Source organism: Kribbella voronezhensis (assembly GCF_004365175.1).
GTDB classification, from domain to species: domain Bacteria; phylum Actinomycetota; class Actinomycetes; order Propionibacteriales; family Kribbellaceae; genus Kribbella; species Kribbella voronezhensis.
The window spans coordinates 3,541,959-3,566,744 of the sequence record NZ_SOCE01000001.1 but is presented as its reverse complement, the minus strand read 5'-3'; the positions used below and the strand labels follow the sequence as shown (position 1 = coordinate 3,566,744).

General features: G+C 69.1%; 22 protein-coding genes. 8 read left to right on the top strand and 14 right to left on the bottom strand.

From position 1 onward, the window contains the following. Positions 1–54: 54 nt before the first annotated feature. Both EV138_RS16400 and EV138_RS16395 read right to left on the bottom strand, forming a co-directional pair. Positions 55–600, bottom strand: a complete 546-nt coding sequence (locus tag EV138_RS16400) for a GNAT family N-acetyltransferase (RefSeq protein ID WP_133979788.1) — start codon at positions 598–600, stop codon at positions 55–57. A gap of 25 nt (positions 601–625) precedes the next feature. Next, positions 626–1,924 carry an NsdA family TPR-like regulatory protein gene (locus EV138_RS16395; protein ID WP_112244840.1) on the bottom strand — a complete coding sequence of 433 codons (1,299 nt, stop codon included), beginning with the start codon at positions 1,922–1,924 and terminating at the stop codon, positions 626–628. Between the two features lie 214 nt (positions 1,925–2,138). Between EV138_RS16395 and EV138_RS16390 the strand changes: the two genes are divergently transcribed. Continuing rightward, on the top strand, positions 2,139–2,330 hold the full coding sequence (locus EV138_RS16390) for a hypothetical protein (RefSeq protein WP_112244838.1): 192 nt from the start codon (positions 2,139–2,141) through the stop codon (positions 2,328–2,330). A gap of 318 nt (positions 2,331–2,648) precedes the next feature. On the opposite strand, the gene EV138_RS16385 is transcribed toward EV138_RS16390, so the two are convergent. Further along, positions 2,649–3,059: a MarR family winged helix-turn-helix transcriptional regulator gene (locus EV138_RS16385; RefSeq protein WP_202866737.1), complete on the bottom strand. Its 411-nt coding sequence runs from the start codon at positions 3,057–3,059 to the stop codon at positions 2,649–2,651. Positions 3,060–3,087: 28 nt separating this feature from the next. On the opposite strand from EV138_RS16385, the gene EV138_RS16380 reads away from it, so the two are divergent. Further along, a complete protein-coding gene (locus EV138_RS16380) occupies positions 3,088–3,519 on the top strand; it encodes a MarR family winged helix-turn-helix transcriptional regulator (RefSeq protein ID WP_133979787.1) in 432 nt (143 codons plus the stop codon). Here the strand turns inward: EV138_RS16380 and EV138_RS16375 are convergent. Further along, positions 3,506–4,522, bottom strand: a complete 1,017-nt coding sequence (locus tag EV138_RS16375; RefSeq protein ID WP_133979786.1) for a GNAT family N-acetyltransferase — start codon at positions 4,520–4,522, stop codon at positions 3,506–3,508. The two genes, EV138_RS16380 and EV138_RS16375, sit on opposite strands and share 14 nt — an antisense overlap. 39 nt (positions 4,523–4,561) lie before the next feature. On the opposite strand from EV138_RS16375, the gene EV138_RS16370 reads away from it, so the two are divergent. Then, positions 4,562–5,437, top strand: a complete 876-nt coding sequence (locus EV138_RS16370) for a proline dehydrogenase family protein (protein ID WP_133979785.1) — start codon at positions 4,562–4,564, stop codon at positions 5,435–5,437. On the opposite strand, the gene EV138_RS16365 is transcribed toward EV138_RS16370, so the two are convergent. Then, positions 5,434–6,885 carry an MDR family MFS transporter gene (locus EV138_RS16365; RefSeq protein WP_133979784.1) on the bottom strand — a complete coding sequence of 484 codons (1,452 nt, stop codon included), beginning with the start codon at positions 6,883–6,885 and terminating at the stop codon, positions 5,434–5,436. The two genes, EV138_RS16370 and EV138_RS16365, sit on opposite strands and share 4 nt — an antisense overlap. A gap of 166 nt (positions 6,886–7,051) precedes the next feature. Here EV138_RS16365 and EV138_RS16360 point away from each other — a divergent pair, with 166 nt between their 5' ends. Continuing rightward, positions 7,052–9,337 carry an NACHT domain-containing protein gene (locus EV138_RS16360; protein ID WP_238158171.1) on the top strand — a complete coding sequence of 762 codons (2,286 nt, stop codon included), beginning with the start codon at positions 7,052–7,054 and terminating at the stop codon, positions 9,335–9,337. Here the strand turns inward: EV138_RS16360 and EV138_RS16355 are convergent. From EV138_RS16355 to EV138_RS16320, 8 genes are read right to left on the bottom strand one after another with little or no spacing between them, the layout of a single operon-like run. Next, the gene (locus EV138_RS16355; RefSeq protein WP_202866736.1) at positions 9,317–9,928 is read right to left on the bottom strand and encodes a TetR family transcriptional regulator; all 612 of its coding nucleotides are present in this window, start codon (positions 9,926–9,928) and stop codon (positions 9,317–9,319) included. The genes EV138_RS16360 and EV138_RS16355 overlap by 21 nt on opposite strands. Before the next feature lie 24 nt (positions 9,929–9,952). Continuing rightward, on the bottom strand, positions 9,953–11,518 hold the full coding sequence (locus tag EV138_RS16350) for an AMP-binding protein (RefSeq protein WP_133979783.1): 1,566 nt from the start codon (positions 11,516–11,518) through the stop codon (positions 9,953–9,955). Between the two features lie 45 nt (positions 11,519–11,563). Next, the gene (locus tag EV138_RS16345; RefSeq protein WP_133979782.1) at positions 11,564–12,721 is read right to left on the bottom strand and encodes an acyl-CoA dehydrogenase family protein; all 1,158 of its coding nucleotides are present in this window, start codon (positions 12,719–12,721) and stop codon (positions 11,564–11,566) included. Further along, positions 12,718–14,919, bottom strand: a complete 2,202-nt coding sequence (locus EV138_RS16340) for an ATP-binding protein (RefSeq protein ID WP_133979781.1) — start codon at positions 14,917–14,919, stop codon at positions 12,718–12,720. The genes EV138_RS16345 and EV138_RS16340 overlap by 4 nt, the downstream gene beginning before the upstream one ends. Positions 14,920–14,924: 5 nt before the next feature. Then, positions 14,925–16,499 carry an acyl-CoA carboxylase subunit beta gene (locus tag EV138_RS16335; RefSeq protein WP_133979780.1) on the bottom strand — a complete coding sequence of 525 codons (1,575 nt, stop codon included), beginning with the start codon at positions 16,497–16,499 and terminating at the stop codon, positions 14,925–14,927. Then, entirely contained in the window at positions 16,496–17,629 is a 1,134-nt protein-coding gene (locus EV138_RS16330) for an acyl-CoA dehydrogenase family protein (protein WP_255513698.1), read from the bottom strand. The genes EV138_RS16335 and EV138_RS16330 overlap by 4 nt, the downstream gene beginning before the upstream one ends. Continuing rightward, positions 17,626–19,359: an acyclic terpene utilization AtuA family protein gene (locus EV138_RS16325; protein ID WP_133979778.1), complete on the bottom strand. Its 1,734-nt coding sequence runs from the start codon at positions 19,357–19,359 to the stop codon at positions 17,626–17,628. Before EV138_RS16325 ends, EV138_RS16330 begins: the two co-directional genes overlap by 4 nt. Then, positions 19,356–20,144 carry a TIGR03084 family metal-binding protein gene (locus tag EV138_RS16320; protein ID WP_133979777.1) on the bottom strand — a complete coding sequence of 263 codons (789 nt, stop codon included), beginning with the start codon at positions 20,142–20,144 and terminating at the stop codon, positions 19,356–19,358. Before EV138_RS16320 ends, EV138_RS16325 begins: the two co-directional genes overlap by 4 nt. Before the next feature lie 165 nt (positions 20,145–20,309). Here EV138_RS16320 and EV138_RS16315 point away from each other — a divergent pair, with 165 nt between their 5' ends. From EV138_RS16315 to EV138_RS16300, 4 genes are all read left to right on the top strand, one after another. Beyond that, on the top strand, positions 20,310–21,050 hold the full coding sequence (locus EV138_RS16315) for a GntR family transcriptional regulator (protein ID WP_133979776.1): 741 nt from the start codon (positions 20,310–20,312) through the stop codon (positions 21,048–21,050). A gap of 110 nt (positions 21,051–21,160) precedes the next feature. Continuing rightward, positions 21,161–22,495 (top strand): glycoside hydrolase family 36 protein, encoded by a 1,335-nt coding sequence (locus tag EV138_RS16310; protein ID WP_133979775.1) that lies wholly within the window; start codon positions 21,161–21,163, stop codon positions 22,493–22,495. A gap of 91 nt (positions 22,496–22,586) precedes the next feature. Further along, positions 22,587–23,234 (top strand): hypothetical protein, encoded by a 648-nt coding sequence (locus EV138_RS16305; protein WP_133979774.1) that lies wholly within the window; start codon positions 22,587–22,589, stop codon positions 23,232–23,234. Between the two features lie 80 nt (positions 23,235–23,314). Further along, positions 23,315–24,139: an SCO6745 family protein gene (locus EV138_RS16300; protein WP_238158170.1), complete on the top strand. Its 825-nt coding sequence runs from the start codon at positions 23,315–23,317 to the stop codon at positions 24,137–24,139. Between the two features lie 8 nt (positions 24,140–24,147). Here EV138_RS16300 and EV138_RS16295 read toward each other — a convergent pair whose 3' ends face one another. Beyond that, complete coding sequence (locus tag EV138_RS16295) at positions 24,148–24,744, bottom strand: HD domain-containing protein (protein ID WP_166678613.1); 597 nt, start codon at positions 24,742–24,744, stop codon at positions 24,148–24,150. Positions 24,745–24,786 lie beyond the last annotated feature (42 nt).

The window sequence follows — 24,786 nt, the reverse complement described above, 5'->3', positions numbered from 1 at the left end:
ACTGTCGAGCAGGCGCATGACACGAAGGTGTTCGCCGGATGAACGGCCGGCGGCTCAGCGCGGAGTCAACGCTGCGGTCTCGGTACTGAGCAGGGAGAACAGCAGCGAGTCGCGCCAGCCGCCGTTCGTGAAGACGTGGTCGCGGAGGTGGCCCTCGTAGGTAAAGCCGAGGTGCTTCACGACCGCGATCGAGGCGGAGTTCTCCGGGCCGATCGCGGCGGTGACGCGGTGCAGGGCCAGCGGGCCGAAGGCGAACCGGAGCGTGGTGCGGGCCGCGTCGGTGGCGTAGCCGTGCCCCCAGTGGTCGGCCGCGATCATGTAGCCGAGCTTGGCCGCTTGGACCCCACTGAACGCCAATCGGGCGAAGCCGATCACCCGGTCGTCGTCCGGCCGGGCGACCGCCAGTCCGTAGATGGTGCGCGGCTCCACGGTGGCGTTGGCGATGCAGCCGTCGAGCAGCCGCTGGGCGTCCGCGCGGGTGTGGCTGTCGAACGACATCCAGTTCGTCACCCGGTCGTCACCGGTGATGGCGAGCAGGTCCTCGAGGTCATCCGGCCTGAAATCACGCAGGCGGACAGCATCGCCGGTGAGCGGATCCATGGCGGGATGCTAGTCCTCGACCGGTTTACCGCGGGTAGGTCTGCATCGGGGTCCGGGTGAACAGCTCGATCTCTTCCTGCAGGTCCCGGGCGTCGTCGGCCCGGCCGGACTGACGCAGCGCCTGGTGCACCCGGCGGGCGGAGTGCACGACACCGTTGATCCGGCGCTCGGTCGGGAGACCGAGGACCGGGGCGATCGCGTCGGCGGCACCGTCGAGTTCACCGTTCGCGATCCGGGTGATGGCCATGGCGGCGTGGCTGCCGGCGGCGTCGCCGAAGGCCCACTCGGGGTGCGACTGGTCGGTGTAGGCGTCGACGGCCTGGTGGGAGTACCGCTCGGCGGTCTCCCGCTCGCCCGGCAGCCATGCGAGCGCGTCGGCCGCGTAGTACAGCTGACGGTTGCGGCCGAAGGTGCACAGGCCGCCCATCTCGTCCAGGTCGTCGCCTTCGACGACTGTGGACCAGGCGTTCTCCGCGCGCTCCAGCGCGGCGCGGGTGGCGTCGGCGTTGCCGAGGGCGGCCCAGGCCCGGGCCTCGCTGACCGGGAGCCAGACGCTGGTGGTGCTGTTGGCCTGCTCGGCGTAGCCGGCGCCCAGCTGGGCGTACCGGACCGAGTCGTGCGGGTTGCCGGCCCAGTAGGACACCAGCGACTGCAGCCCGCGCACCCAGGCACGGAGGCCGTGGTGGTCGGCGTTGTCGGCGCAGAGGAACGCCGTACGGGCCTGGGTCAGGGCCGCGTGCGGGTTGCCGAGGTCGTGCGACGCCTTGGCGAGCAGACCGCCGGTGACGCCGCCGAGGAAGTACAGCTGCCGCAGGTGCTCGGGACGCTGCCGGCTCTCCAGCAACGCGAAGACCAGGTCCTGGGTCTCGACCAGCTGGCCGAGGATCTCGGGCAGCGGGCGCTGTGGATAGGCCTTCGCGACGTGTCGCACGTCGTCGTACACCTGCTCCATGGCCTCGCTTCCGAGACCGGTCTGGGCCGCGAGGGCGAAAGCCCGCGCACGGCTGGCAGCCATGTCGAGTACCTCCATCTCATTACCTGTCGTGATCCGTCCACCTGCCGCAGTCACCGGCACCACCTGGCCGGCCTGCTCGGGGACGTACGGGGCGAGGAGCTCCTCGACCGGCTTGCCGAACATGCGTTGCAGGGTGCGCCGGGTCTGTGGAGTGGTCCCTGCGCGCTCGCCCGATGCGAGGCGCCGCAGGTGCCGCTCGGTGATGGTTCCACCCAGCTCGACGAACTCGGCGACGATCTCGGAGTAGGTCTGGTTCCGGCGCTGGATCAGGTGCGCCAGGACCGTCTTTGGCGTATACCTACCCGCCATCGTTCCTCCCGTTCACGTCAGATCAGACGTTGTCTCGACTGAATGCCCCACGACAAGGTGCAGACCGGCTTTGTCCGCCAGAGGTCCGGGAGAGGTCCGGCAAAGGTCCGGTCCAGGTCCTAGAGCGGTCACGGTCGGTCTGTGCACCATTACTGCCATGACAACCAGTAAGTCCAACTGGTTGCAAGGCCTGAGAGTTACGGGGTGAGAAGTAGTGGCAATCGCGGAGATGACGTCGAGGCAACACCGCCGCCGGGTGCGGGTCTGGTTCGGCGAGCACGTGATCGCGCAATACGTCGCCGAAGCACCGCTGGCGGCCCGCTACGAGCAGGCGATGCGGCGCCGTTTCGCCGGTCTCCGCGTCACCAACGACATCCTCGGGCCGCAGGAACACGCGGACAACTGAGCCCGCCGGGTCCTCCTCAGACCCGGCAGACGCTCCTGGGGTCTCCTCACGTCCAGGAGTGGTACCGAAGGTCCGGGGGCACTCCTCAGCCCCCGGACGAAACCCGAGGTGCGGTCCGGAGCTCTCCTCAGCTCCGGACCGCACCGCCCACAGCCCGGCTGGGCAAGCGGCTGAGTCCCTGTATCGCCGCTGCCCAGCCGTTCCAACCACCTCCTGGCCGACACCTCGGGCCGGGCGGGGCCAGTGGCTCGTGACACCTCACCACGAGCCGCACTCCGAGGTGGCCGACTCTGCTGTGTGACCGCCGCGCCTGGGCGGTCACACAGCGGAGTTATCCGGGTCGAGGTTCGCCGCCATCCGGCGCAGTACGTCGACCGTCTGCAGGTACTCGGTGTCGACGATGCCGTTCGTGAGCCGCCGGCGCTGGACCTGCACCTTCTCGGCCAGCGCCGCGAGCGCCACCCGGCCTGCCGGTGTGAGTTCCTCGCCGTCGAGCCAGCCGCGGGCGACCAGCGGCTCGGTGTACGCCGCCAGGCCGGCCGGGTCGCCGGCCAGGAACGGGGCGAGCGCGACCGCGATCGGCTCGTCGCCCCGGGCGGCGTTGAGGACCTGCCACTGGCGCCGGTTCACCCCGTCGGCCGCGAGGACCTGCTCGAAGGACGCCTCGAGCAGCCGGTCCACTTCCTTCAGCCACCATCCGATAGGCTTGATGTCATCTGACATATGCATGTCATTGAGCATATACCTGGGAGGGTTCATGGTCGACCCTGTCGCGGCGGTCGAGGCCGCGATGGTCGAGATCCGCCAGCGCCAGACCCGGCGGGTCTTCGCGCGCGAGGCCGGCGTCCAGGACGTCTCGGCCCAGCAGGTGATCGACGCCGTCGAGGCCGCGGGCGAGGAGCCGATCGGGGTGAACGGCGTCGCGGAGGCGCTCGGCGTCGACCAGCCGCGGGCCAGCAAACTGGTCGCGGCCGCCGTCGGCGCGGGTCTGGTCCGCCGCGAAGCCGACCAGCAGGACGGCCGCCGTACCAATCTCGTGCTCACCGAGGCCGGGCGCGAACGCCTCGAGACCGTCCACAGCTACCGGCGGCGCCGCTTCGCCACAGCCATGCGCGATTGGCCGGAAACCGACCAGGAGAGGTTCGCCGTCCTCCTCACCCGCTTCGTCGCGGGCCTCAGCCGGCACTAGCCAGATAGACGGCGAACGGGGCGTCGGGGTGCATCCCTGGCCGGCCTTCGACCAGGCCGTCGGTCCGAATCTCCCCGGCGTATTTCATCCCGAGCCGTTCCATCACCGCTCGCGACGCCAGGTTGTGCCGCTCGGTGAAGGCGACGACAGAGCGTGCGGCCAGCGTCTCGAAGGCGTACGTCAACCCTGCCTGCCCGATCTCGGTCGCCAGTCCCTCGCCGCGGGCGGAGCTCATCAGCGCCCAGCCCAGCTCCAGCCGATCAGCCGACCAGGTGCCGCGATCGTCGAGCAGCCTGGCGATCTTGCCGGTGACCTCGGCGTCGGCGGCCATTCGCTCCATCCCGCCGCGCCCGACCAGCGAACCGTCCGACCGCCGGTAGGCGATCCACTTGCTGGTCCCGTTCGCCTCCCAGCGCGCCTGGAAGCCCGTGGCCTGGTGGATGGCCTCCTCGGGCGACCAGCTTCCGGCGTACCACTCCGCGACCCACGGATCCGCGTGCAGGCGCTCCAGGTCCGCTCCATGTCCGGGGAGGACCTCACCCGGACCGGTGATCGGCACGAGCCGAAGTCGCTCGGTGAATCGCGTCCGTACGGCGTGCGCCACGATGTCCCGCAGTCGCCGGTCCCCGTCGGTCCGGTTCACCATCAGGAGCTCGAGGTCGTCCGGTCCGACCCATGCACCGGCGTCGTGCTTGCCCTCTTCCAGCAAAGGCCGCGAGAGGTCCCCGTCGACAGTGACGAGGTAGTCCACCTCCCGGCGTACCCGGCCTTCGTACTCCCACTCCCAGTCGGCGACTGTCGCGTCGATCGAGCGCACCCGCCAGCCGGTCTCCTCCTCGACCTCGCGCGCCAGTGCCTGCTCCGGACTCTCACCGGCTTCGAGGTGACCGCCGACGATGTCCCAGATCCCCGGCAGCAACCGCCGCTGCGCCGTACGCCGTTGCACGTACACCCGCTGTCGCTCGTCGCGAACCAGCGCCCCCACACAATCCACAGCACGCATGCGAGCACCGTAGTACGGGGTCGCTGGCAGACTGCTTCCATGCGTCTCGACCGGGCAGTGCTCTTCAAGCTGGCAACGAACGAACGACTCGAACAACTGGTCAAGGGAGTGCCCGGCGGCGAGGACAATGCCTGGCGCGCCGCCTCGCGATATGTCGCAGGCCGCACCCGCGAAGAGGCGCTCGAGGTGGCAGCGGCGCAGCTCGCGAAGGGCCATGGCATCAGCGTCGATCTTTTCGGTGAGCTGTCCGAAGATCCGGACGACGCGGCGCGGGTGGTCGACGAATACCTGGAGCTGGCCACGCTCCTTCCAGCACCGCCTGCCGACGCCTGGTTGTCGCTGGACCTTTCACACCTCGCCCTGGACGCGGACGCTGAAGGCGCAGCAGACCTGGTCGCCCGGATCGCCGAAGCGCTCCCGCCCGGCAGGCGGCTTCAGATCGGCGCCGAGGACATCGCCCGGACCGACAGGATCCAGCAGTGCGTCCTGAACGTCGCTGCCCGCGGCCTGGCCGACCGCCTCGGCGCAACCGTGCAGGCGAACCTCCTGCGCTCTCCCGACGACATCGACGCGTTGACGGCGGCCGGAGTACACATACGCCTCGTCAAGGGCGCGTACGTCGAGCCGACTGGCGCACATCCGTACGGCGAACCCACGGACATCGCCTATCTCCGGCTGGCCCACCAGTTGGCATCGAGCAAGGCCACCTGGTCCTTGGCAACGCACGACGGCCGCCTGCGGGAAGCAGTGCTGCTCAGCGTCGGCACAGTCCCCGTGGAGCAACTACTCGGTGTCCGTCCCGACGTACTCGACCAGTTGCGCGACAGAGACATCCCCACCCGGGTCTACATCCCCTACGGCCCTGCCTGGTTCCGCTACTGGCTCCGCCGCGTCGCGGAGTCCCGCGGAGCCTAGTTGCGGGGTTGTTCGGCGACGCGGTTCGGCATGAAGACGACGGCGAGTACGAGAAGCACAGCGGCCGCGGCGGCGCCGTAGTACACGTCGTGGATCGCCGGGGCCAGCACGTTGCTCGGTAGCTTCTCCAGCTCGCCGTGGCCGGAGCCAAGCCGCCGGGCGACCACGCCGTTGGCCACTGCACCGAAGACGGCCACACCGACCGCGCTGCCGACGGACCGGGCGAACATGTTGGCGCCTGTCACCACACCGCGGCTGCGCCAATCGACCGACGACTGCGCCGCGACGACAGCCGGTGAGGCGGTGAAGCCGAGCCCGACTCCGATCACGAAGCAGGTCAGGGCCAGGTAGAGCACGGAGCTGCTGGAGTTCACAGTGAGCAGCAGAGCGGCGCCGATCACCACGATTCCCGCGCCGAACATCATCGTGGTCCGGTACCCGAGCCGCAGGTAGATCCGCCCAGCCAGCGACGCAGCGATCGGCCACCCGAGCGTCATCGCCGCCAGCGCGAACCCAGCAACGAGCGCGGACGTCCCGAGCACTCCCTGGGCGAACAGCGGCACGTACGTCGACAGCCCGATCATCAGTACGCCGACCAGCAACGCGGACGCGTTCGCCGAGTTCAGTACGCGCTTACCCAGCACCCACAGCGGCAGCACCGGCTCGGGCGCTCGTCGCTCGATGAAGACGAACGCGGTCAGCAGCACAGCGGCGACCGCAAGGATCGCGATGCTGGTGACGGAATCCCAGGACCACATCACGCCGCCCTCGAGCAGCCCGAGCAGCAGCAGCGAACCGCCGGTCGCGAGCAGGATCGTGCCCGCATAGTCGATCTGGTGCTTGGTGGCCGCGGCGACGTTCTCCTGGAACTTGCGCAGCAGCACCCAGGCGGCGGCCAGGCCGAGCGGGATGTTCACGAAGAAGATCCAGCGCCAGGAGATGTAGTCGGAGAACACCCCGCCCAGCGTCGGGCCGACGAACGAGGCGATCCCCCAGACGCTGGCGATGTAGCCCTGCACCCTGGCCCGCTCGGCGACGCTGTAGATGTCGCCGACGATCGTCATCCCGATCGGCTGGATCGCACCGGCGCCGAGGCCCTGGATCAGCCGGAAGGCGATCAGCGCCGGCATGCTCCAGGCGAAGCCGCACAGCACCGAGCCGAGCACGAACAGCGCGACGCCGAGCAGCATGATCGGCTTGCGGCCGCGCTGGTCCGCGAGCTTGCCGTAGATCGGGACCGAGACCGCCTGGGCGAGCAGGTAGATCGAGAACAGCCACGGGAACTGGCTGAAGCCGCCGAGGTCCTCGACCACCGACGGCACCGCGGTCGCCAGGATGGTCGCATCGATCGCCACCAGCCCGATGCTCAGCATCACGGCGAGCAGGATCGGCCCCCGCTCCGACCGCAGCCCCACGCCGCTGGTGTCGACCCGCTCGGTAGAAGTCATGACCCAAACCAACTTACGCGACTGGACAACGATTCCCGCCACCAGTGCCCAGCAGGTGGAACGCTGATCACGAGCGGGACTGACGGGAGTGAAACGCCGACCACGGACGGTGCGTGAAACGCTGACGACCGGCACCCGGAGACCGCCGAGTCGGTAACCTCCCGGAGTGAGGATTCGAGGCAACGCGCTGCTCCGGGTCGTCGTGGTGATCCTCACCGTGTCGCTCACGCTGGTCCTGCTGCCGATCGCGATCAACGTCGGCACCGGCGGTACGGCGCCCGCCTTCCTCGCGCCGTACGTCGGCTGGACCTGGCCGTTGATCGGCGTGCTCTGGCTGGTCGCGATCCTGACCGGGCTCTGGGAGTTCCGCAGCCGCCGGACCGTGGGCCTGAGCGCTCGTTCGGCCGACCAGCCCCGGAACCGCCCGAACGCCCTGGCCCGGGTCGACCGCTACCTTGCGGACCGGTTCGCCGGCTCGCTGGCCTCGCGGACCCAGCTGGCGCTCGCGCTCGAGGTGAGCCCGGAGGCGGTGATCCGGCCGTACGACCTGCTGGTCCAGCCGCTCGACAGCCACGTCTCAGAGATCCGCGAGGACGCCGACATCACCGCCGCCTTCGACGACCTCCAGGACTCGATGCTGATCCTCGGCGCGCCCGGCGCCGGCAAGACAACGCTGTTGCTGGAGTTGGCCCGCGCGCTCGCCGCGAAGGCGCACCTCGATCCGAGTACGCCGATCCCGGTAGTGGTCGACCTGGCCGGCTGGACCGCGTCGACCGCCGGAGAGGAAGGCGACGACCCCGGTGACAGTCCTCTGCTCGCCGGCTTCGTCCGCTGGCTGCTGACCGAGCTCAGCAGTCGCTACCAGATCCCGGTCGCAGTCGGCCGGGTCTGGCTGCAGCGGGGACGCCTCGCTCTGCTCCTGGACGGCCTGGACGAGGTGTCCGCAGCACACCAGGACAAGCTCGCGCCAGTGCTGGACGAGCTCGTCCAGCACTACCTGATCGGCCAGTTGGCAGTCACCTGCCGCATCCTCGACTACGAGCGGCTGCAGCACCGGCTCAAGCTGTACGGCGCGGTCCAGATCCGCCCACTGAATCGCCGCCAGGTGCTGGACTACTTCGCTTCCGGCGGCCAGGAGCTGGCCGGTGCCCGAGCCGCCATGGAGCGCGACGACGACCTGTGGGACCTGGTCAACTCACCGCTGATGCTGAACGTGATGGCGCTCGCCTACCGCGGCCGGGACGCCAGGGAAGTCGCAGCCGGCGCAGTAGCCGACCACCGCCGCGAACTCTTCGACACCTTCATCTCCGAGGTCTTGTCCCGGCAGCGCTCGAACACTGTGTCCTACGACTCCAAGGCGGCAGTCCGGTCGCTGTGGTGCTTGGCCTGGTGGACCAGAACCCGAGCCGGCGATCGCATCGAAGTCCCCCGCCGACTGACTCCGAACGGCTGGTACGGCCTGGTGCTCCCAGCCGTCGGCTACCTGGCCCACATGGTCTGCCTCCCGGCCCTGTTCGCCGGCCTGGTCGGTGGAGCAGCACTGGCCGCCACGGCCCTGTACGGCGTACTTTCGGGTCTCGCTGTCGGTGTGGCTGCTCTCGTTCTCGTTCACGTCACACCGCACACGTGGTGGAAGCTCCGCGAAGGACGCGAGCAACCACGGGCTCTTCTGCAGGCGGTGATGCTCACCATGGGTGCGGTCACCGGTCTGCTCTCGGTGCTGGCCGTCGTGGCGCTGGCCGAGCTGGTACCGGCCTGGGTCGGCCTTGCCTTCCAGGGCGCGATCGTGTGGTCGTCGTACGGGCTGGAATATCTCCTGTCGCCGAGCAACCGCCGCTTGCTGCTGCTCGGGATCAGGCTGGTCTCGGTCACGGTGGCCAGTTGGCTGGTGTTCGCCCACGTCGCCGATCCGCACGCGTTCGTGGCCGGTGCCGCGATCGGACTGATAGTTGCCCAGGGCATCCGTTTCGTGAAAGCGCTGCCGATGGATCACCTGGTCTATCCGCACGATGCCGACGAGTACCAGGCCGGCGGAGCGCGGATGGATCCTTGGACGGTCGGCGGTGCGCTGGCGGGGCTGCTCGTGGCTGTGGCTCTGGGAGCGTCGTTGGGAACGCACGCATTGGAAGCAGTCCTCGGCATCGCGGCAGGCACGGTCGCCGCGAAGGCCTGGCGACGGCGTGCTCCTGTCTTCGCCGGTGCCCTGTCCCGCCTGCTGCACGGCTTCCTGTTGCGCTGGAGCGGCTACCTGCCCTGGTGGCGCGGCGCCTTCCTCCGGTACGCCGCCGACCGCTACGTGCTGGCTCGGACCGGACCCGGTGAGTACGCCTTCATCCACCTGCTCGTCCGCGACCACCTGGCCGAGTGCGACCCGGACGCACTCGCAGCAAAGGTGGACGAGCGAATCGCAGCCAGGGGAGGCCGTAGCGGACTACCGGCGCGCAGCCGCTAGTACCTGGTCGAGGATCAGAGACCACTGCCGCACGATGCCGCGCCGGCGAGCCGCGTCGTCGGTCAGTAGGTCAGCCAGCCCCAGTCCACGAGCCATGTCGAGCACACCCTGCACGGTCTCCCGCACGCCCGGCGTGCGCTCCTCGACCTCCAGTACCTCCAGCAGAGCCCGGTGTGCCTGTCGTCCGACGTGCGCTTCCAGCCGGACGATCTGCTGGCGCAACGCATCCTCGGTCGACGCCGCGACCCACAGATGCAACGCAGCTCGGAACAGCGGCCCCGTGTAGACGTCGGCGAGCATCCCTACGATCGCCTCGGTCCGGCCCTCGCCGCTGGGCAGCCCGGTTGCCTGCTGCCGGATCTCGTCCAGCCGCACCTCGGTCATGTACTCGACCGCCGCCGCGAACAGATCCGCTCGCGTCGGGAAATGGTGCTGCGCCGCCCCACGGGAGACACCCGCCCGAGCCGCCACCACAGCGACCGTGGTCGCGGAGTAGCCCACCTCGGCCAGCGACTCGAGCGACGCCTCCAGGAGCTTCTGCCGGGTCGCCCGGCTCCGGTCCTGCTGCGGCTCGCGCAGAGCCTCGCTCACAACGTGTCCAAGATCAGGTGGCCTCTACTCACGTGTCGCCTCCCGCGCTCGCAGTTCGCGCCGCAGGATCTTGCCCGACGCGGCCTTCGGCACAGCGTCGATGAACTCGACCTGCCGGATCTTCTTGTACGGCGCGACCCGTTCCGCGACGTACTCCATCACGTCCTCGGCGGTCAGTTCGACGCCCGGCATCGGCACCACGAACGCCTTCGGTACTTCGTTGCCCTCGTCCTGCACCCCGATCACCGCGGCATCCGCGATCCGGTCGTCGGTCAGCAGGACGGCCTCGAGTTCGGCCGGCGGCACCTGGTACCCGTGGTACTTGATCAGCTCCTTCACCCGGTCCACGACGTACAGGAAGCCGCGGTCGTCGACCCGGCCGATGTCGCCGGTGTGCAGCCAGCCCTCCGGGTCGATGGTCGCGTCGGTCTCCGCCGGCCGGCCGAGGTACCCCTTCATCACCTGCGGCCCGCGGATCCAGATCTCGCCGGTCTCGCCCTCGCCGACATCGTTGCCGTCGGCACCGACCAGGCGCATCTCGGTGGACGGGAAGAGCTTGCCCACGGCACCGGCAGGCGGATCGATCTCGTCCTGCGGTACGGCGTGCGTCCCCGGCGACAACTCGGTCATCCCGTAACACTGCAGTACCGCGTGCAGCCCGAGTCGCTTGGCGCAGGCGTCGGCAAGGTCACCGTCGAGCGGCGCGGCTGCGGACGTCACATACTTCAGGGCCGACAGATCGACACCGTCGACGGCTGGGTGTTTGGCCAGCGCCAGCACCACCGGCGGCGCGACGAACGCCCGGGTGATCTTCTGCGTCTCCAGCGTCGACAGGAACTGCTGCAGGTCGAATTTCGGCAGCACCACCACGGTCGCGCCCAGCCGGAACGGCAGGTTCATCAAGACCGCCTGCCCATAGATGTGGAAGAACGGCAGGATCGCGATGATCCGCTCGTTCTCGTCCATGCTGAAGGTCGCCTCGGCCTGCACCAGGTTCGTCGCGATGTTCTGGTGGGTGAGCATCACGCCTTTGGCGATGCCGGTCGTCCCGCTGGAGTACGGCAGGACCGCGACGTCCTCGGCCGGATCGATCTCGACCACCGGCTCCGGTTCCGTCGAAGCGAGCAGTTCGGTGACCGAGCGGTACCCCTCGGCCTGGTCGCAGACGAAGATCTGCTCGACGTCGGTCCCCTCCACCGCTGCCGTGGCGGTGGGCAGGAACAGCGAGATCGTCACCAGCAGTTTCGCGTGCGAGTCGACGAGTTGTTTGTGCAACTCGTCCGCGGTGTAGAGCGCGTTCACCGTGGTCACCGTGGCGCCGGCCCGGGTCGCGCCGTAGAACACGGCCGGATAGAGGATCGTGTTCGGGCTGTGCAACGCGATCACGTCGCCGTGCTTGATCCCTAGCTCGGCGAAGCCGGCCGCCAGTCGCCGGGTCATCTGGTCGAGCTGGGTGTAGCTGATCTCCTGGCCGGAGACGCCGTCGACCAGCGCCGGCCGGTCGCCGTACTCCTGGGCGCGACCGAGAACGGCCTCGTGCAGCGGCCGGCTGAGTACCTCGACCGGTGCGAACTCACTGAGGATGACCATGGCGGCGGTCCTTTCAGCTGACGGGGAACACGACTCTGACCGAACTCAGTACGACTTGGGTAGACCCAATGAGTGCTGGGCGACGAAGTTGAGGATCATCTCCCGGCTGACCGGTGCGATCCGGGTCGCTCTGGCCGCGGCGACCAGCGACGCGACGCCGTACTCGACCGTCATCCCGTTGCCGCCGAGCGACTGCACCGCCTGGTCGGTCGCCCGCACGGCCACCTCGCCGGCGGCGTACTTGGCCATGTTCGCCGCCTCGCCGGCGCCGAGGTCGTCGCCGGCGTCGTACAGGGCGGCCGCCTTCTGCATCATCAGCCGGGCGAGCTCGAGTTCGATCTTGAGCTGCGCCAGCGGATGGGCGATGCCTTGGTGCGCGCCGATCGGGGTCTTCCAGACCTGGCGTTCCTTGACGTAGGCAACGGCCTTGTCGAGCGCGTGCCGGGCGATCCCGAGTGCGAACGCCGACGCCATGATCCGTTCCGGGTTGAGCCCCGCGAACAGTTGCATCAGCGCCGCGTCCTCGGAGCCGACGAGCGCCTCGGCCGGCAGTTGGACGTCGTCGAGGAACAGCGAGAACTGCTTGTCCGGGCTGATCAGGTCCATCTCGATCTTGGTGAACTCGACCCCGGCGGCATCCGTCGGAACGATGAACAGCGCGGGCTTCAGCTTGCCGGTCCTGGCGTCCTCGGTGCGACCGACCACAAGCACCGCCTGGGCGACGTCGAGCCCGGAGATGTACACCTTCCGGCCCGAGAGTGACCAGCCGTCCGCCGTACGGCGTGCTGTCGTCGTGATGTTGTGCGAGTTCGACCCCGCGTCGGGCTCGGTGATCGCGAAGGCCATCGTGGTCGAGCCGTCCGCGATCCCGGGCAGCCAGCGTTGCTTCTGCTCGTCGGTGCCGAAGCGGCTGATCACCGTGCCGCAGATCGACGGCGACACGACCATCATCAGCAACGGACAGCCGGCCGCGCCGAGCTCCTCCAGCACGATCGACAGGTCGCCCATCCCGCCGCCACCGCCGCCGTACTCCTCGGGCAGGTTGACGCCGAGGTAGCCCAGCTTGCCCGCCTCCTGCCACAGCTCGGTGGTCTGGCCACCCGAACGAGCCCGCTCGGTGAACCAGGCGTAGCCGTACTTCCGGCCGAGCTCGCGCACCGCCGCCCGCAGCGCGCGGCGTTCCTCACTTTCGACGAAGCTCATGCTTTCTCCTCACCTTGTCCTGCGGGCTCGACACGTACTGCGGAACCTTCGGCGTCTGCCACGACGGCCAGCACCGCGCCGACCTCGACCTGCTGACCAGGCTCGACATCGAGCTCCGCGACCACGCCGTCGGCCGGTGCGGAGATGGTGTGTTCCATCTTCATCGCCTCCAGCCAGAGCAGCGGCTGCCCTTGCTTCACCTCGTCGCCGACGGATACGCCGACCCGGATCACCGTGCCCGGCATCGGCGCGAGCAACGAGCCGGCAGCGACCTGGTGCGACGGATCCGGGAACCGGTCGACCGGCGTCAGCGCCACCGACCCCGAAGCCGAATCCACGCAGACCAACCCGTCGTACGCCGCCACGGCGAACCGCCGCCGTACGCCGCCGACCTCCAGCACCACCTGAACCGCCGAGGCATCGACCAGCGCCACATCGCCGTCGGCGACCAGCCCGTCGCGCGTGAGCCGGTAGGACACCTCGTACGTCGTGTCGCCCGCGACGAACGTCTTCCGCTGCGGCTGGGAAGCCAGATTCCGCCACCCGCTGGGCAACCGGCTCTGCACCTTCGCAGTACTCCGGCGCCGCGCCGCGTCGGCAAGCGCGGCCGCGAGCGCGGACAGTTCCTCGGTCGACTTGTCCGCCAACGGCTCCGCAAGCACCTCGAGCCCATGCCGCTCGAAGAACGCGGTATCGGTCTCCCCGTCCAGAAACGCCCGATGCCGCAGGATCCGCACCAACAGATCCCGATTGGTCCGCACCCCGTGCAACTCCGCCCGCTCCAACGCCGCCGCCAACCGCGCCGCCGCCACCTCGCGAGTAGCGCCCCACACGATCACCTTCGCCAACATCGCGTCGTAATACGGCGAAACCTCAGACCCACTCACCACCCCGGAGTCCACGCGCACCCACGAAGTCCCGTCCCGAGACCCCCCGGCCCGGAACTCAGCAGCAGAGCCGCCACCCCGCTCTCCGGCGGCGAAGCCGCCACCCCGCTCTCCGGCGACAGAGCCGCCACCTCCGTGCCCGGCGGCAGACCTGGCGCTCCCGCCTCCAGCGGACGCTCCCGATCCCACACCCCACCCCTCATTCCCGGCACCCTCCACCGCGAAGCGGTGGAGGGTGCCGGTTTGGGGTCGCCAATCTTCGGCAGGATCCTCGGCGTACAGCCGGACCTCGATCGAATGTCCAACAGGAGCAGGCGGTTCAGCCGGCAGCTCGGCACCAGAGGCGATCGCGAACTGCAGCGCGACCAGGTCCAGCCCAGTGACCGACTCCGTGACCGGATGCTCCACCTGGAGACGGGTGTTCATCTCCAGGAAGTAGAAGCGGCCGTTGTCGTCGGCAAGGAACTCGACCGTCCCCGCGCCGACGTACCCGATCGCCGCCGCAGCCTTCCGCGCCGCCTCGAACAGCTCCGCACGCATCGAAGGCAACCGCTCGACCAACGGCGACGGCGCCTCCTCGACGACCTTCTGATGCCGCCGCTGGATGGAGCACTCCCGCTCACCGACCGCCCAGGTCGTCCCGTGCTGATCGGCCAGCACTTGTACTTCGATATGCCGCCCGGTCGCCAGATACGGCTCGCAGAACACCGTCCCGTCCCCGAAGGCCGACAACGCCTCAGCCGACGCCGCCTCGATCTCCGACGGCAGGTCCTCCAGGTAGTGAACGACCCGCATCCCCCGCCCACCACCACCCGCGGAAGCCTTCACCAGCACAGGAAGATCGCCCTCGGTCACCTCATCGGGCACCAACTGCGACAACACCGGTACGCCGGCCGCCGCCATCAGCTTCTTCGACTCGATCTTCGAGCCCATCGACTCGATCGCGTCAGCCGGCGGCCCGATCCACGCCAGCCCTGCCGCTTCGACCACTCGCGCAAAAGCAGCATTCTCCGACAGAAAGCCGTAGCCCGGATGCACCGCGTCGGCACCGGCTTTCAAGGCAGCCTCGATCACCAGTTCGCCGCGCAGATAGGTGTCACCAGGCGCAGTACCCGGCAGATGAACTGCAGCATCAGCTTCATCCACGTACGGCGCGGACGCGTCGACAGTCGAGTGCACCGCAACGCACTGAAGACCGAGGTCGCGCGCGGTCCGGAACACCCGCCGCGCGATCTCGCCACGATTCGCCACCAGCACCGACGTGATCGGCGGCGTGGAGGTGAGCTTCAGACCGGAGGTGTACGCCGTCATCGCCATCACATCCGGAAGACGCCGAAGTTGGCGCCGTCGAAGTCGGTTCCCTGGACGGGAGCGGAGTGGATCGCCGACAGACACAGGCCGAGCACCGTCCGGGTGTCCCGCGGATCGATCACACCGTCGTCATAAAGCCTTCCGGACAAGAACATCGGCAGTGACTCGGCTTCGATCTGGCCTTCTACATAAGCCCGCATCGCGGCATCACTGTCCTCGTCGTACGGCTGGTTCTTGGCGGCCGCCGCGGCGCGCGCCACGATCGACAGCACACCGGCCAGTTGCTGCGGCCCCATCACCGCGGACTTCGCCGACGGCCACGCGAACAAGAACCGTGGATCGAACGCCCGCCCGCACATCCCGTAGTGCCCCGCCCCGTACGACGCGCCCATCAGGATCGACACGTGCGGCACGCGGGAGTTGGAGACCGCGTTGATCATCTGCGCACCGTGCTTGATGATCCCGCCCTGCTCGTACTCCTGTCCGACCATGTAGCCGGTCGTGTTGTGCAGGAAGATCAACGGCACCGACGCCCGGTTCGCCAACTGGATGAACTGCGCCGCCTTCTGCGCCTCTTCGCTGAACAGCACCCCGCGCGCGTTCGCCAGGATCCCGACCGGATACCCGTGCACCGACGCCCATCCGGTCGCGAGCGACGACCCGTACAACGGCTTGAACTCGTCGAACACCGACCCGTCCACCACCCGAGCGATCACGTCCCGCGGATCGAACGGAATCTTCAGATCACCCGGCACGATCCCGAGCAACTCGTCGGCGTCGGACAAAGGTTCGTCGTACTGCGTTGCCGGTGGCGGGCCGAGCTTCTTCCAGTTCAGCCGCGACACGATCTGCCGGCCGAGCCGGATCGCGTCCCGCTCGTCCACAGCGAAGTAGTCCGCGAGCCCCGAAGTCCGGGCGTGCATCGAAGCCCCGCCGAGGGACTCGTCGTCGGCGTCCTCGCCGGTGGCCATCTTCACCAGCGGCGGCCCGGCCAGGAACACCTTCGCGCCGCCGTCGACCATCACCACGTAGTCGCTCATGCCCGGGATGTACGCGCCGCCGGCCGTCGAGTTGCCGAACACCAGCGCGATCGTCGGGATCCCCTCCGCCGACAACCGGGTGAGATTGCGGAACATCGCCCCGCCCGGAATGAAGATCTCCTTCTGGGTGGGCAGATCCGCGCCACCCGACTCGACCAGGCTGATCACCGGCAGCCGGTTGGCCCGCGCGATCTCGTCCGCCCGCAACGCCTTCCGCAACGTCCAGGGATTGCTCGCGCCGCCCTTGACGGTCGGGTCGTTCGCTGTGATCAAGCACTCGACGCCTTCCACCACGCCGATCCCGGTCACCAGGCTCGCCCCGACCGCGAAGTCGCTGCCCCAGCCTGCCAGCGGCGACAACTCCAGGAACGCGGTGTCGGGATCGAGCAGCAACTCGATCCGCTCGCGCGCGAGCAACTTCCCGCGCTTGTGGTGTCTCTCGACGTACTTCTCCCCGCCGCCGGCCAGCGCCTTGGCATGCTCGGCCTCGAGCGCGGCCAGCTTCTCCAGCATCGAGGAGCGGTTGTCGGTCACAGTCATGCGGTGAACCCCAGTCGTTTGGCCGCCAGGCTCGTCAGGATCTCGGTGGTGCCGCCGCCGATGGCTAGGATCTTCTGGTCGCGGTACTGGCGTTCCACCTCGGCCTCGCGCAGGTACCCGAGCCCGCCGTGCAACTGCAAGGCCTGATCGCACACCCAGGCGCCCGCCTCGACCGCCGTGTTCTTGGCGAAGCAGACCTCCGCCGTGACCTCTTCACCAGCGAACGAACGGCGGGCGACGTCGTGCACATAGACCCGGGCGACATCGATCCGTCGCGCCATCTCGGTCAGCGTGTGCTGCACGGTCTGCCGCGAGATCAGCGACCGCCCGAACGTCTCTCGCAGCCGGCACCACTCCACGGTGAGATCGAGAGCCCGCTGCGCACCGGCGTACGCCTGTACTGCGAGGGTCAGTCGCTCGGCGACGAAGTTCTGCGCGAGTTGGACGAACCCGGTGCCCCGCTCGCCGACCAGGTTCGCCACCGGGACGCGGACATCGGTGAACGACAACTCGGCCGTGTCCGAGCAGAGCCAGCCCATTTTCTCCAGCTTGCGCGACACCTCGAAGCCGGGCGTGCCGCGCTCGATCACCAGCAGCGAGATCCCGTGCGCGCCGGGGCCGTCCGTGCGCACCGCGGTGGTGACGAAATCGGCCCGCGCGCCCGAGGTGATGAAGGTCTTCGCCCCGTTGACGACGAAGTGGTCACCGTCGCGACGGGTCGTAGTACGGAGGGAGGCGACGTCGGATCCGCCGTCGGGCTCGGTGATCGCCAGCGAGCCGATCAGCGAACCGTCCAGCGTCGGCCGCACCCAACGCTCGAGCTGCGCATCATTGCCTGCAGCAACGATATGCGGCAGCGCGATCCCGCAGGTCAGCAACGACGCGACCAGCCCACCGGACCCACCCGCGTAGTGCATCTCCTCGACGACCGCGATCGCGTCCAGCAGCGAACCGCCGCCGCCACCGACCGCTTCGGGAAAGGCGACGCCCAGCAGCCCGAGTTCGCCGGCCTTCTTGTGCAGCTCGCGTGGCAGTTCACCCGCTCGCTCCCACTGGTCCAGCTCCGGCAAGACCTCGCGCGCCATGAACCGCCGTACGGTCTCCCGGAGCGCCTTCTGCTCGGCGCTCACAGCAGTACCTCCGGTACGTCGATGTAGCGCGAGCGCAGCCATTCGCCGACGGCCTTCGCCTGCGGATCGAAGCGCGCCTGTGACGCGACGCCTTCGCCGAGCAGTCCCTCGACGACGAAGTTCAGCGCCCAGAGATTGGGCAGCACATACCTGGTGACGCGGAGGGTGGCGGTCTCGGGCAGCAACTCCTGGAACTTCTCGACCGTGAGCGTGTGCGCGAACCACCGCCACGCCGTCTCGCTCCGCACCCACACCCCGACGTTCGCGTCGCCGCCCTTGTCCCCACTTCGCGCACCCGCGATCCGGCCCAGCGGCACCTCGCGCGTCAGCGACCGTGCGGGTCGCCCGGCCGCGACGAGCTGCGGCAACGGCATCGGCAGCGGCGCTCCTTCGGCCGGCACCAGCTCCAGCGTCTCGGTCGCCCGGGTGATCACCTTGCGCGTGCCGTCCCACATCACCGCAACGTGTTCGACCTCGGCGGCATCGACGTACCCGGCGGTGAAAACCCCGTACGGCGATGCGTCGTCCGGCGGCGCCGTCACATGGAAGCCCGGGTAACTCGCCAGCGCCAGCTCGACAGCGGCACTGGAGAACGCGCGGCCGACCACCTTCGGATCCGGGTCCTTCACCGTGCAGCGGAGCAGCACGCTCGCCAGCTCCTCGGTCTCGGCGTTCGCCTGCTCCGTCCAGGCGACCGACCACTTGAGCTCGGCCGGGCGGTGCCGCAGTCCTCGCTCGAGTTGCCGCTGCACGAGGTCGGCCTTGGTGTCCAGCTCGAGCCCGGTCAGCACGAAGTCGACCTCGTTGCGGAACCCGCCGACCGTGTTCAGCGACACCTTGGACGTCGGCGGCGGTGGCTCGCCCTCGACGCCGCGGATCCGGACCCGGTCGGGCCCGTCCTCGCTCAGCTCGATCGAGTCCATCCGCGCGGTCGCGTCCGGTCCGGCGTACCGGGCGCCGGTGATCTCGTAGAGCAGTTGTGCCTTGACCGTGTCGATCGTGACCGCGCCGCCGGTGCCGCCGTGCTTGGTGATCACACAACTGCCGTCGGTGTAGATCTCCGCGATCGGGAACCCCGGCCGGCCGAGGTCGCGGATCTCGTGGAAGAAGGCGTAGTTGCCGCCGGTCGCCTGGCAGCCGCACTCGATCACGTGGCCGGCGACCATCGCGCCGGCGAGTTCGTCGAACTGGTCGCGCCGCCAGCCGTGATCGGCGGCGGCCGGGCCGACGGTCAGCGAGGCATCGGTGACCCGGCCGGTGACGACGACGTCGGCGCCGTCGTCGAGCGCCTCGACGATGCCCCAGGCGCCGAGGTAGGCGTTGGCGGTGAGCGGCCGGCCCAGCCCGAGTTCTTTGGCGCGGGGCAGCAGGTCGTCACCTTCGACGTACGCGACCTTGGGCCGCAGGCCGAGTTTGTCCGCGAGTTCGTGAATGGCGGTGGCGAGCCCGGCCGGGTTGAGGCCGCCCGCGTTGGTGACGATCCGCACCCCACGGTCGAGCGCCTCGCCGAGGCCGGTCTCGAGCTGCTTGAGGAAGGTCTTGGCGTAGCCGAGCGAGGGATCCTTCAGCCGGTCCCGGCCGAGGATGAGCATGGTCAGCTCGGCCAGGTAGTCGCCGGTCAGATAGTCCAGCTCACCGCCGGTCAGCATCTCGTGGAACGCGCTGAACCGGTCGCCGTAGAACCCGGACGCGTTGCCGATCCGGACCCTGACCCGTTCGTCGACGGTCATCCGAACTGCCCCGGCCGGCGGCCTTTGCCCGGCAGACCGGCGAAGGCCTGGATGATGCCGAGCCAAGCGTCCGCCTCGGCACCGACCGCCTGGATGTCGAGGTCGTCGCGGTGCCTACGTTGCGTCGCGAGCAGACAGAAGTCCCCTGCCGACCCGGTCACCCGCTGTTCCGCGTCGTCCGGCCCCCACGTCCAGGTCTCCCCGTCGGGACCGCGCAATTCCACGCGAAACTCGTCGGCCGGCGGAGTTCTGTCGTTCAGCAGATAGGCGAAGTTCCTGGTCCGCACGGCCAGATGAGCGACGTGCTTCAGCCTGCCGGTCGGACGACGCTGTACGCCGAGCGCGTCGGCCACGTCCTGCCCGTGCGCCCAGGTCTCCATCAACCGTGCGGTCGCCATCGATGTCGGGCTCATCGGCGGCCCGAACCACAGCACCTTCTCGCCGGCCGGCACCGCCCGGAGCGCGCCCGGCAGGTCGCCGCGGGTCTGCCGCCAGTACGTCAGCAGCTCGCCCGGCGGCAGCGAGACGAGCTCGGCCGCCCCGGCCTCCACGAATCCAGCCGGATCGGCCATCGCCTTCTCCAGCTCGACCTTGAACTCGCCGGGCTCGGTGGCGGCCAGTCGCGCCGCCTCGTCGGTCCAGGCGAGATGCGCGATCTGATGGGCGATCGTCCACCCCTCAGCCGGCGTCGGTGTCGCCCAGCCGTCGGCCGGCAGGCCGCCGACGAGCAGGTCCAGGTCGGCGTTCTCGGCACTCAGGTCAGCAAGCACATCGTCCAGTTGCACTCGGGACTCCCCTGCGGCAGATCGTCAGCCGAGCGTCCCACTCCGGGCAAAAAGAATCAAGCCTGCTTGTTTTTCCCGGGGTGCGGTGAAGTGGTCTACACCGTTGTGTTTGCACCCACGTCGAAAGGCTTCCCGCGGACCCGCACCTGGTGCTAGGCAGGACGGATGCACAGCTCATTGCCCGGCAAGGCTGCCGAGATCCGGGCACTGCTGCTCAATCTGATCGACACCTTGGCCGAAGGTGCCGCGCTGCCGCCCGAGCGCGAACTCGCCGCGCGCTGGAACGTCGCCAGGATGACGCTGCGACGGGCCGTGGACGAGCTCGTGATCGAGGAACTGCTGGTCCGCCGGCACGGCAGTGGTACGTACACGGCCCGCCCGAAGGTGTCGAAGTGGCTGGGCATGATGGGTTTCACCGAGGACATCCGCCGCCGCGGGATGCAGCCGGGCAGCAAGATCCTGGAGTTCCGCCGGCAGAAGGCCGAGCGCGCGGCGGCTCGGCGGCTGCGCATCCCGGTCGGCGACCCGGTGCTCACCTTCACCCGCGTCCGTCTCGCCGACGAACTCCCGATGGTGGTCGAGCGCACCACGTTGCCCGGCAGCTATGTCCCCGGGCTGGAGGCGGAGGACCTCAACGGCTCGCTGTACGAACTGTTGTGGAACCGCTACGGCATCGAGCTCGTCAGCGGTACCTCGAAACTCGAACCGGTGATGCCCGACGCCAAGACCGCCGAGTGGCTCAGCATCCCGGCCACCCAACCCTGCCTTGCTCTGCACGGCGTCAGCTTCGACCGCCGCGAGCGCGTCTTCGAGTACACCACCGGCGTCTACCGCGGCGACCGCTACGCCTTCACCGCGGAACTCCGGATGACCCCCACGCTCAAGGCCGACTCGAAGGGGCTCTAGTGCCGGCGTCGATACTCGACCACGTCCAGGAACGCGGCCTTCAATTGACCACTCTCACATCCTGATCCCGGTCTAGACCGGAACTGCGCTTCCGGCTACCGTGCCGGTGCATGGAGCGGATCGCGGAGATCGAGGTCGACCCCGAGCAGGGGCGCGTCTACGAGCACGGCTGGCAGAGCTGGAGCCCGAGCACCGATCACCCGGTCGCGGGCACCGGTCATCGGCCGGCTTCGCCCGAATCCCAGCTGATGGGCTACCGCCCCGACGCCGAACTTCCCGCCGCCGGTTTCCAGGGCGAAGGACTGCTCGCAGTCTCACCCGCTCCCGGTGAGCCGACCCACGTCTTCGCGGCGCCCGGCCCGGACGTCGTACCGTCCATCCGGGCCACGCTCACGGGGACCACGCTCGTCATCGAGGCGGACGGCCAGGTCGATCAGCACGTCACCGGCAAGTCCTTGTACGCCGCCCTCGGCGACTGGGCGTCGACCTTCGCTCCAGCCCCGAAGGAGATCCGCCCAGCGCCCACCGGTTGGTGTTCGTGGTACCAGTACTACGCCGCCGTCGCGGAGTCGGACGTGCGCGAGAACCTCGAGGCCATCGGCAAGCACGAACTCCCCGTCGATGTGATCCAACTCGACGACGGCTGGCAAGCCGGAGTCGGCGACTGGCTCAGCGTCTCGTCCCGCTTCGATCCGTACGGATCGTTCAACCTGCACGGCCACCGGCCGAGGCGACCGCTGGACGGCCTGGCCGCGATCACCGGCGCGATCCGCTCCGCCGGGCGGCGGCCGGGGGTCTGGGTCGCGCCCTTCATCCTCGGCTCCGACAGCGACCAGATCCGCCGCCACCCCGACTGGGCCGGGCGGTCTCTCGGTCCCGGCTGGAACCAGGAGTTCTACGCGCTCGACCTGACGAAACCGGCCGCGCGGGGCTACCTGGTCGAGGTGTTCACCGAGCTCACGGAGTACTTCGACTACTTCAAGCTCGACTACCTCTTCGCCGGCGCCTTGTCCGGTCTGCCGCTGTACCGCGAGACGCTGGCCGAGATCCGCGCGACCATCGGCGACTCCTACCTGCTCGGCTGCGGCGCCCCGATCCTCCCGAGCGTCGGCCTGGTCGACGCGATGCGGGTGGGCCCCGACATCGCTCCGCACTACGAGCCGCTGACCGACGACTTGTCGGCGTACTCGCAACGGGCCGCCACGCTCTCCACCGTCGGTCGCGCCTGGCAGCACGGGCGCTTCTGGGTCAACGACCCCGACTGCATCCTCGCCCGCCCCGAGGTCGAACAACGCGAATCCTGGGCCGCCACCGTCGCGACCTCCGGCGGCCTGCGCTGCAGTTCCGACCGCATCGCCGCCCTCGACGAGTGGGGCCTGCACACCACCCGCACCTTGCTGTCCACCGCGCCGCCACCAACTCCCTTCGAGGGACCGGCCGGCTAGACCACTTCTCCTTCACGGGCCTTTGTGACGCCTTGTAGTTGATCGATCACGCTGATTAGAATTGTTTGCCCTTGGCTACTATTTTTTCCGGATGGATCTCAGCCGGCCGATCAGCACCGTCATCCCCTCGCTCGACGGACCGGTCCTGCAAGTCCTCGCGGCAGCGGACCGCGAACTGTCGGGCCGCCAGATCCACAGCCTGGCCGGCTCGGGCAGCGTCGCCGGCGTACGCCTCGTCCTGCAACGCCTGGCGACGACGGGTCTCGTCCACGTCCACGAGTCCGGCAACTCGCTGCTCTACTCCCTGAACCGCAAACACCTGGCCGCCCAGGCCGTCGAGCTGCTCGCCGACCTCCGCGCCACCTTCGCCGCCAACCTGGCCGCCGAGTTCGCGACCTGGACGATCGCCCCGCTGCACGCCAGCCTCTTCGGCCCGATCGCCCGCGCCGACGGCGACCTCGACAGCGACATCGACCTCCTCCTGGTCCGCCCCGACGAAGTTGCCCCCGACAACCTTCTCTGGGTCGAGCAGACCACCCGCCTCCTCGAACAGATCGTCACCCAGACCGGCAACCCCGCCAACCTCTACGACCTCACCCACACCGAACTGACCACCGCCACCCCCACCCCCACCACCTGGCCCCACCCCACCATCCCCCTCACCGGCCCACCCCTGGCCACCCTCCTCCAACCCCTCTGCCCAACCACCAACACCCCACTTCCCTCCTACCTGGGCTGAAATGTCGGATCCGGGTAGGGCTGTGCGTGGTTAGGGTGAGAGCCGCCACGAGGGCGGGCTGAGTGAGGGGAGTGCCGGCGATGGTGCATCCGCAGGGCAAGGTTCACCGGATGTTCGAGTTGGTCGAGTCGATCGGGACCGTCACCTTTTCCGAGGTGCCGAATGAGGCGTTTCTTGCGGTGGGGATGCGGAACTACTGGGACGGGTACTTCGCGGGCCGGGCCGCGCCGCTCGGGTTGGCGCCGGCTGAGGTGGTGCATGCGGTCTTCTACAACTTCGCCGACGGCGAGGTCGCGCGGCACATTCCGTGGGTGTGGGGGAAGATCACCCCGGCCGAAGCGATCGCGGTCCGCGAGCGAGGGAGCGCCGCCGCTGTGCGGCAGCGGATCGGGGAGCTCGCCGACTCACCCGGTCTGGCGCGGATCGCCGACCTCGCCACCCGGGCCGCCGTCAGCGCGCCGATGGAAGGCAGGGTGCTGTACGCCGGGCTGCGGACACTCGACATCCCCGAGGATCCGGTCGCCAAGATCTGGCACGCGGCGACGTTGTTGCGGGAGCACCGCGGTGACGGCCACAACGCCGTCCTCGTCGCCCACGGTATCGGCGGCACGGAGTCTCACGTCCTGATGGCTCTCGTCCTCGGAATGGAGGCGGAGAAGTTCGGCCGGATCCACCATCTCCCGAAGGCGCAGTTGGCCGCTGTCATCGACGGGCTGCGCGACCGCGGTCTCGTGAATGCCGACGGTGGGTTCACGGACGCCGGCCGGGAGCTCCGGGAGCGGATCGAGACCCTCACCGATGAACTGGCGGCACCCGCGTACGACGTACTGAGCGCGGCCGAGCTCGACGAACTCATCGCCGGCCTCGACCCGATCGTCAGCGCGATAGACGCCGCCGACCGCTGAGCGTCGAACTAGTCGAGGGGGTTGGCGGCCATTCTGGCCGGCAGACCGGTCCGAATCGCGCGGGCGGCCGAGCTGTCGGGTTTGCGGTCGGACTGGGACTGGAAGCAGGTGAGGAACTCGTCGGCGAGGCCGAGGCGTGGGTGTTGCCGGAGGACTTCGGCGCGGAAGGCCGGGGTGAAGTCGTCGAGGTTCTTCCCGACGATGTCCAGTGCCGCGGCGCGCGACAGGAGGTGACCTTCGGGGTCGTCGGCGGGGTCGACGTCGGGCCACATGTGCCGAACGATGACTTCGGCGAGGCGGTCGCGGCGGTCGGCCGGCCAGCCCGCGCCGGCGGCGAAGACCCGGGCGACATGACCGCCGGCCTCCTCGAAGGAGACGGTGTGGCTGTCGAACTCCGGTACCAGGCTGATGTCGTGGAACATCGCCGCCACGAACAGCAGCTCGTCGTCGTACCGGATGCCGTGCTCTCGCGCGAAGGCTGCTGCCCAGACGTAGACCCGGCGCGAGTGGCTCAGCAAGGCGGGCGACTGGTAGGCGGTGGCCACTTCCAGCGCAGCGGCGGCGGCAGCACTGCTGGGCATCACGAGGTCGTCCAAAGCGATCATGCTTCGACGGTACGGCGCGGCAGGCACCCTCCGTTGGTCCAT

Coding starts and splice junctions, on each gene's coding strand:
- EV138_RS16300 (WP_238158170.1), top strand. CDS start 23,315: ATGGTGCATCCGCAGGGCAAGGTTCACCGGATGTTCGAGTTGGTCGAG.
- EV138_RS16295 (WP_166678613.1), bottom strand. CDS start 24,744: ATGATCGCTTTGGACGACCTCGTGATGCCCAGCAGTGCTGCCGCCGCC.
- EV138_RS16315 (WP_133979776.1), top strand. CDS start 20,310: ATGCACAGCTCATTGCCCGGCAAGGCTGCCGAGATCCGGGCACTGCTG.
- EV138_RS16350 (WP_133979783.1), bottom strand. CDS start 11,518: ATGGTCATCCTCAGTGAGTTCGCACCGGTCGAGGTACTCAGCCGGCCG.
- EV138_RS16380 (WP_133979787.1), top strand. CDS start 3,088: ATGGTCGACCCTGTCGCGGCGGTCGAGGCCGCGATGGTCGAGATCCGC.
- EV138_RS16395 (WP_112244840.1), bottom strand. CDS start 1,924: ATGGCGGGTAGGTATACGCCAAAGACGGTCCTGGCGCACCTGATCCAG.
- EV138_RS16340 (WP_133979781.1), bottom strand. CDS start 14,919: ATGACGGCGTACACCTCCGGTCTGAAGCTCACCTCCACGCCGCCGATC.
- EV138_RS16325 (WP_133979778.1), bottom strand. CDS start 19,359: ATGACCGTCGACGAACGGGTCAGGGTCCGGATCGGCAACGCGTCCGGG.
- EV138_RS16365 (WP_133979784.1), bottom strand. CDS start 6,885: ATGACTTCTACCGAGCGGGTCGACACCAGCGGCGTGGGGCTGCGGTCG.
- EV138_RS16305 (WP_133979774.1), top strand. CDS start 22,587: ATGGATCTCAGCCGGCCGATCAGCACCGTCATCCCCTCGCTCGACGGA.
- EV138_RS16375 (WP_133979786.1), bottom strand. CDS start 4,522: ATGCGTGCTGTGGATTGTGTGGGGGCGCTGGTTCGCGACGAGCGACAG.
- EV138_RS16400 (WP_133979788.1), bottom strand. CDS start 600: ATGGATCCGCTCACCGGCGATGCTGTCCGCCTGCGTGATTTCAGGCCG.
- EV138_RS16385 (WP_202866737.1), bottom strand. CDS start 3,059: ATGCATATGTCAGATGACATCAAGCCTATCGGATGGTGGCTGAAGGAA.
- EV138_RS16335 (WP_133979780.1), bottom strand. CDS start 16,499: ATGACTGTGACCGACAACCGCTCCTCGATGCTGGAGAAGCTGGCCGCG.
- EV138_RS16345 (WP_133979782.1), bottom strand. CDS start 12,721: ATGAGCTTCGTCGAAAGTGAGGAACGCCGCGCGCTGCGGGCGGCGGTG.
- EV138_RS16370 (WP_133979785.1), top strand. CDS start 4,562: ATGCGTCTCGACCGGGCAGTGCTCTTCAAGCTGGCAACGAACGAACGA.
- EV138_RS16310 (WP_133979775.1), top strand. CDS start 21,161: ATGGAGCGGATCGCGGAGATCGAGGTCGACCCCGAGCAGGGGCGCGTC.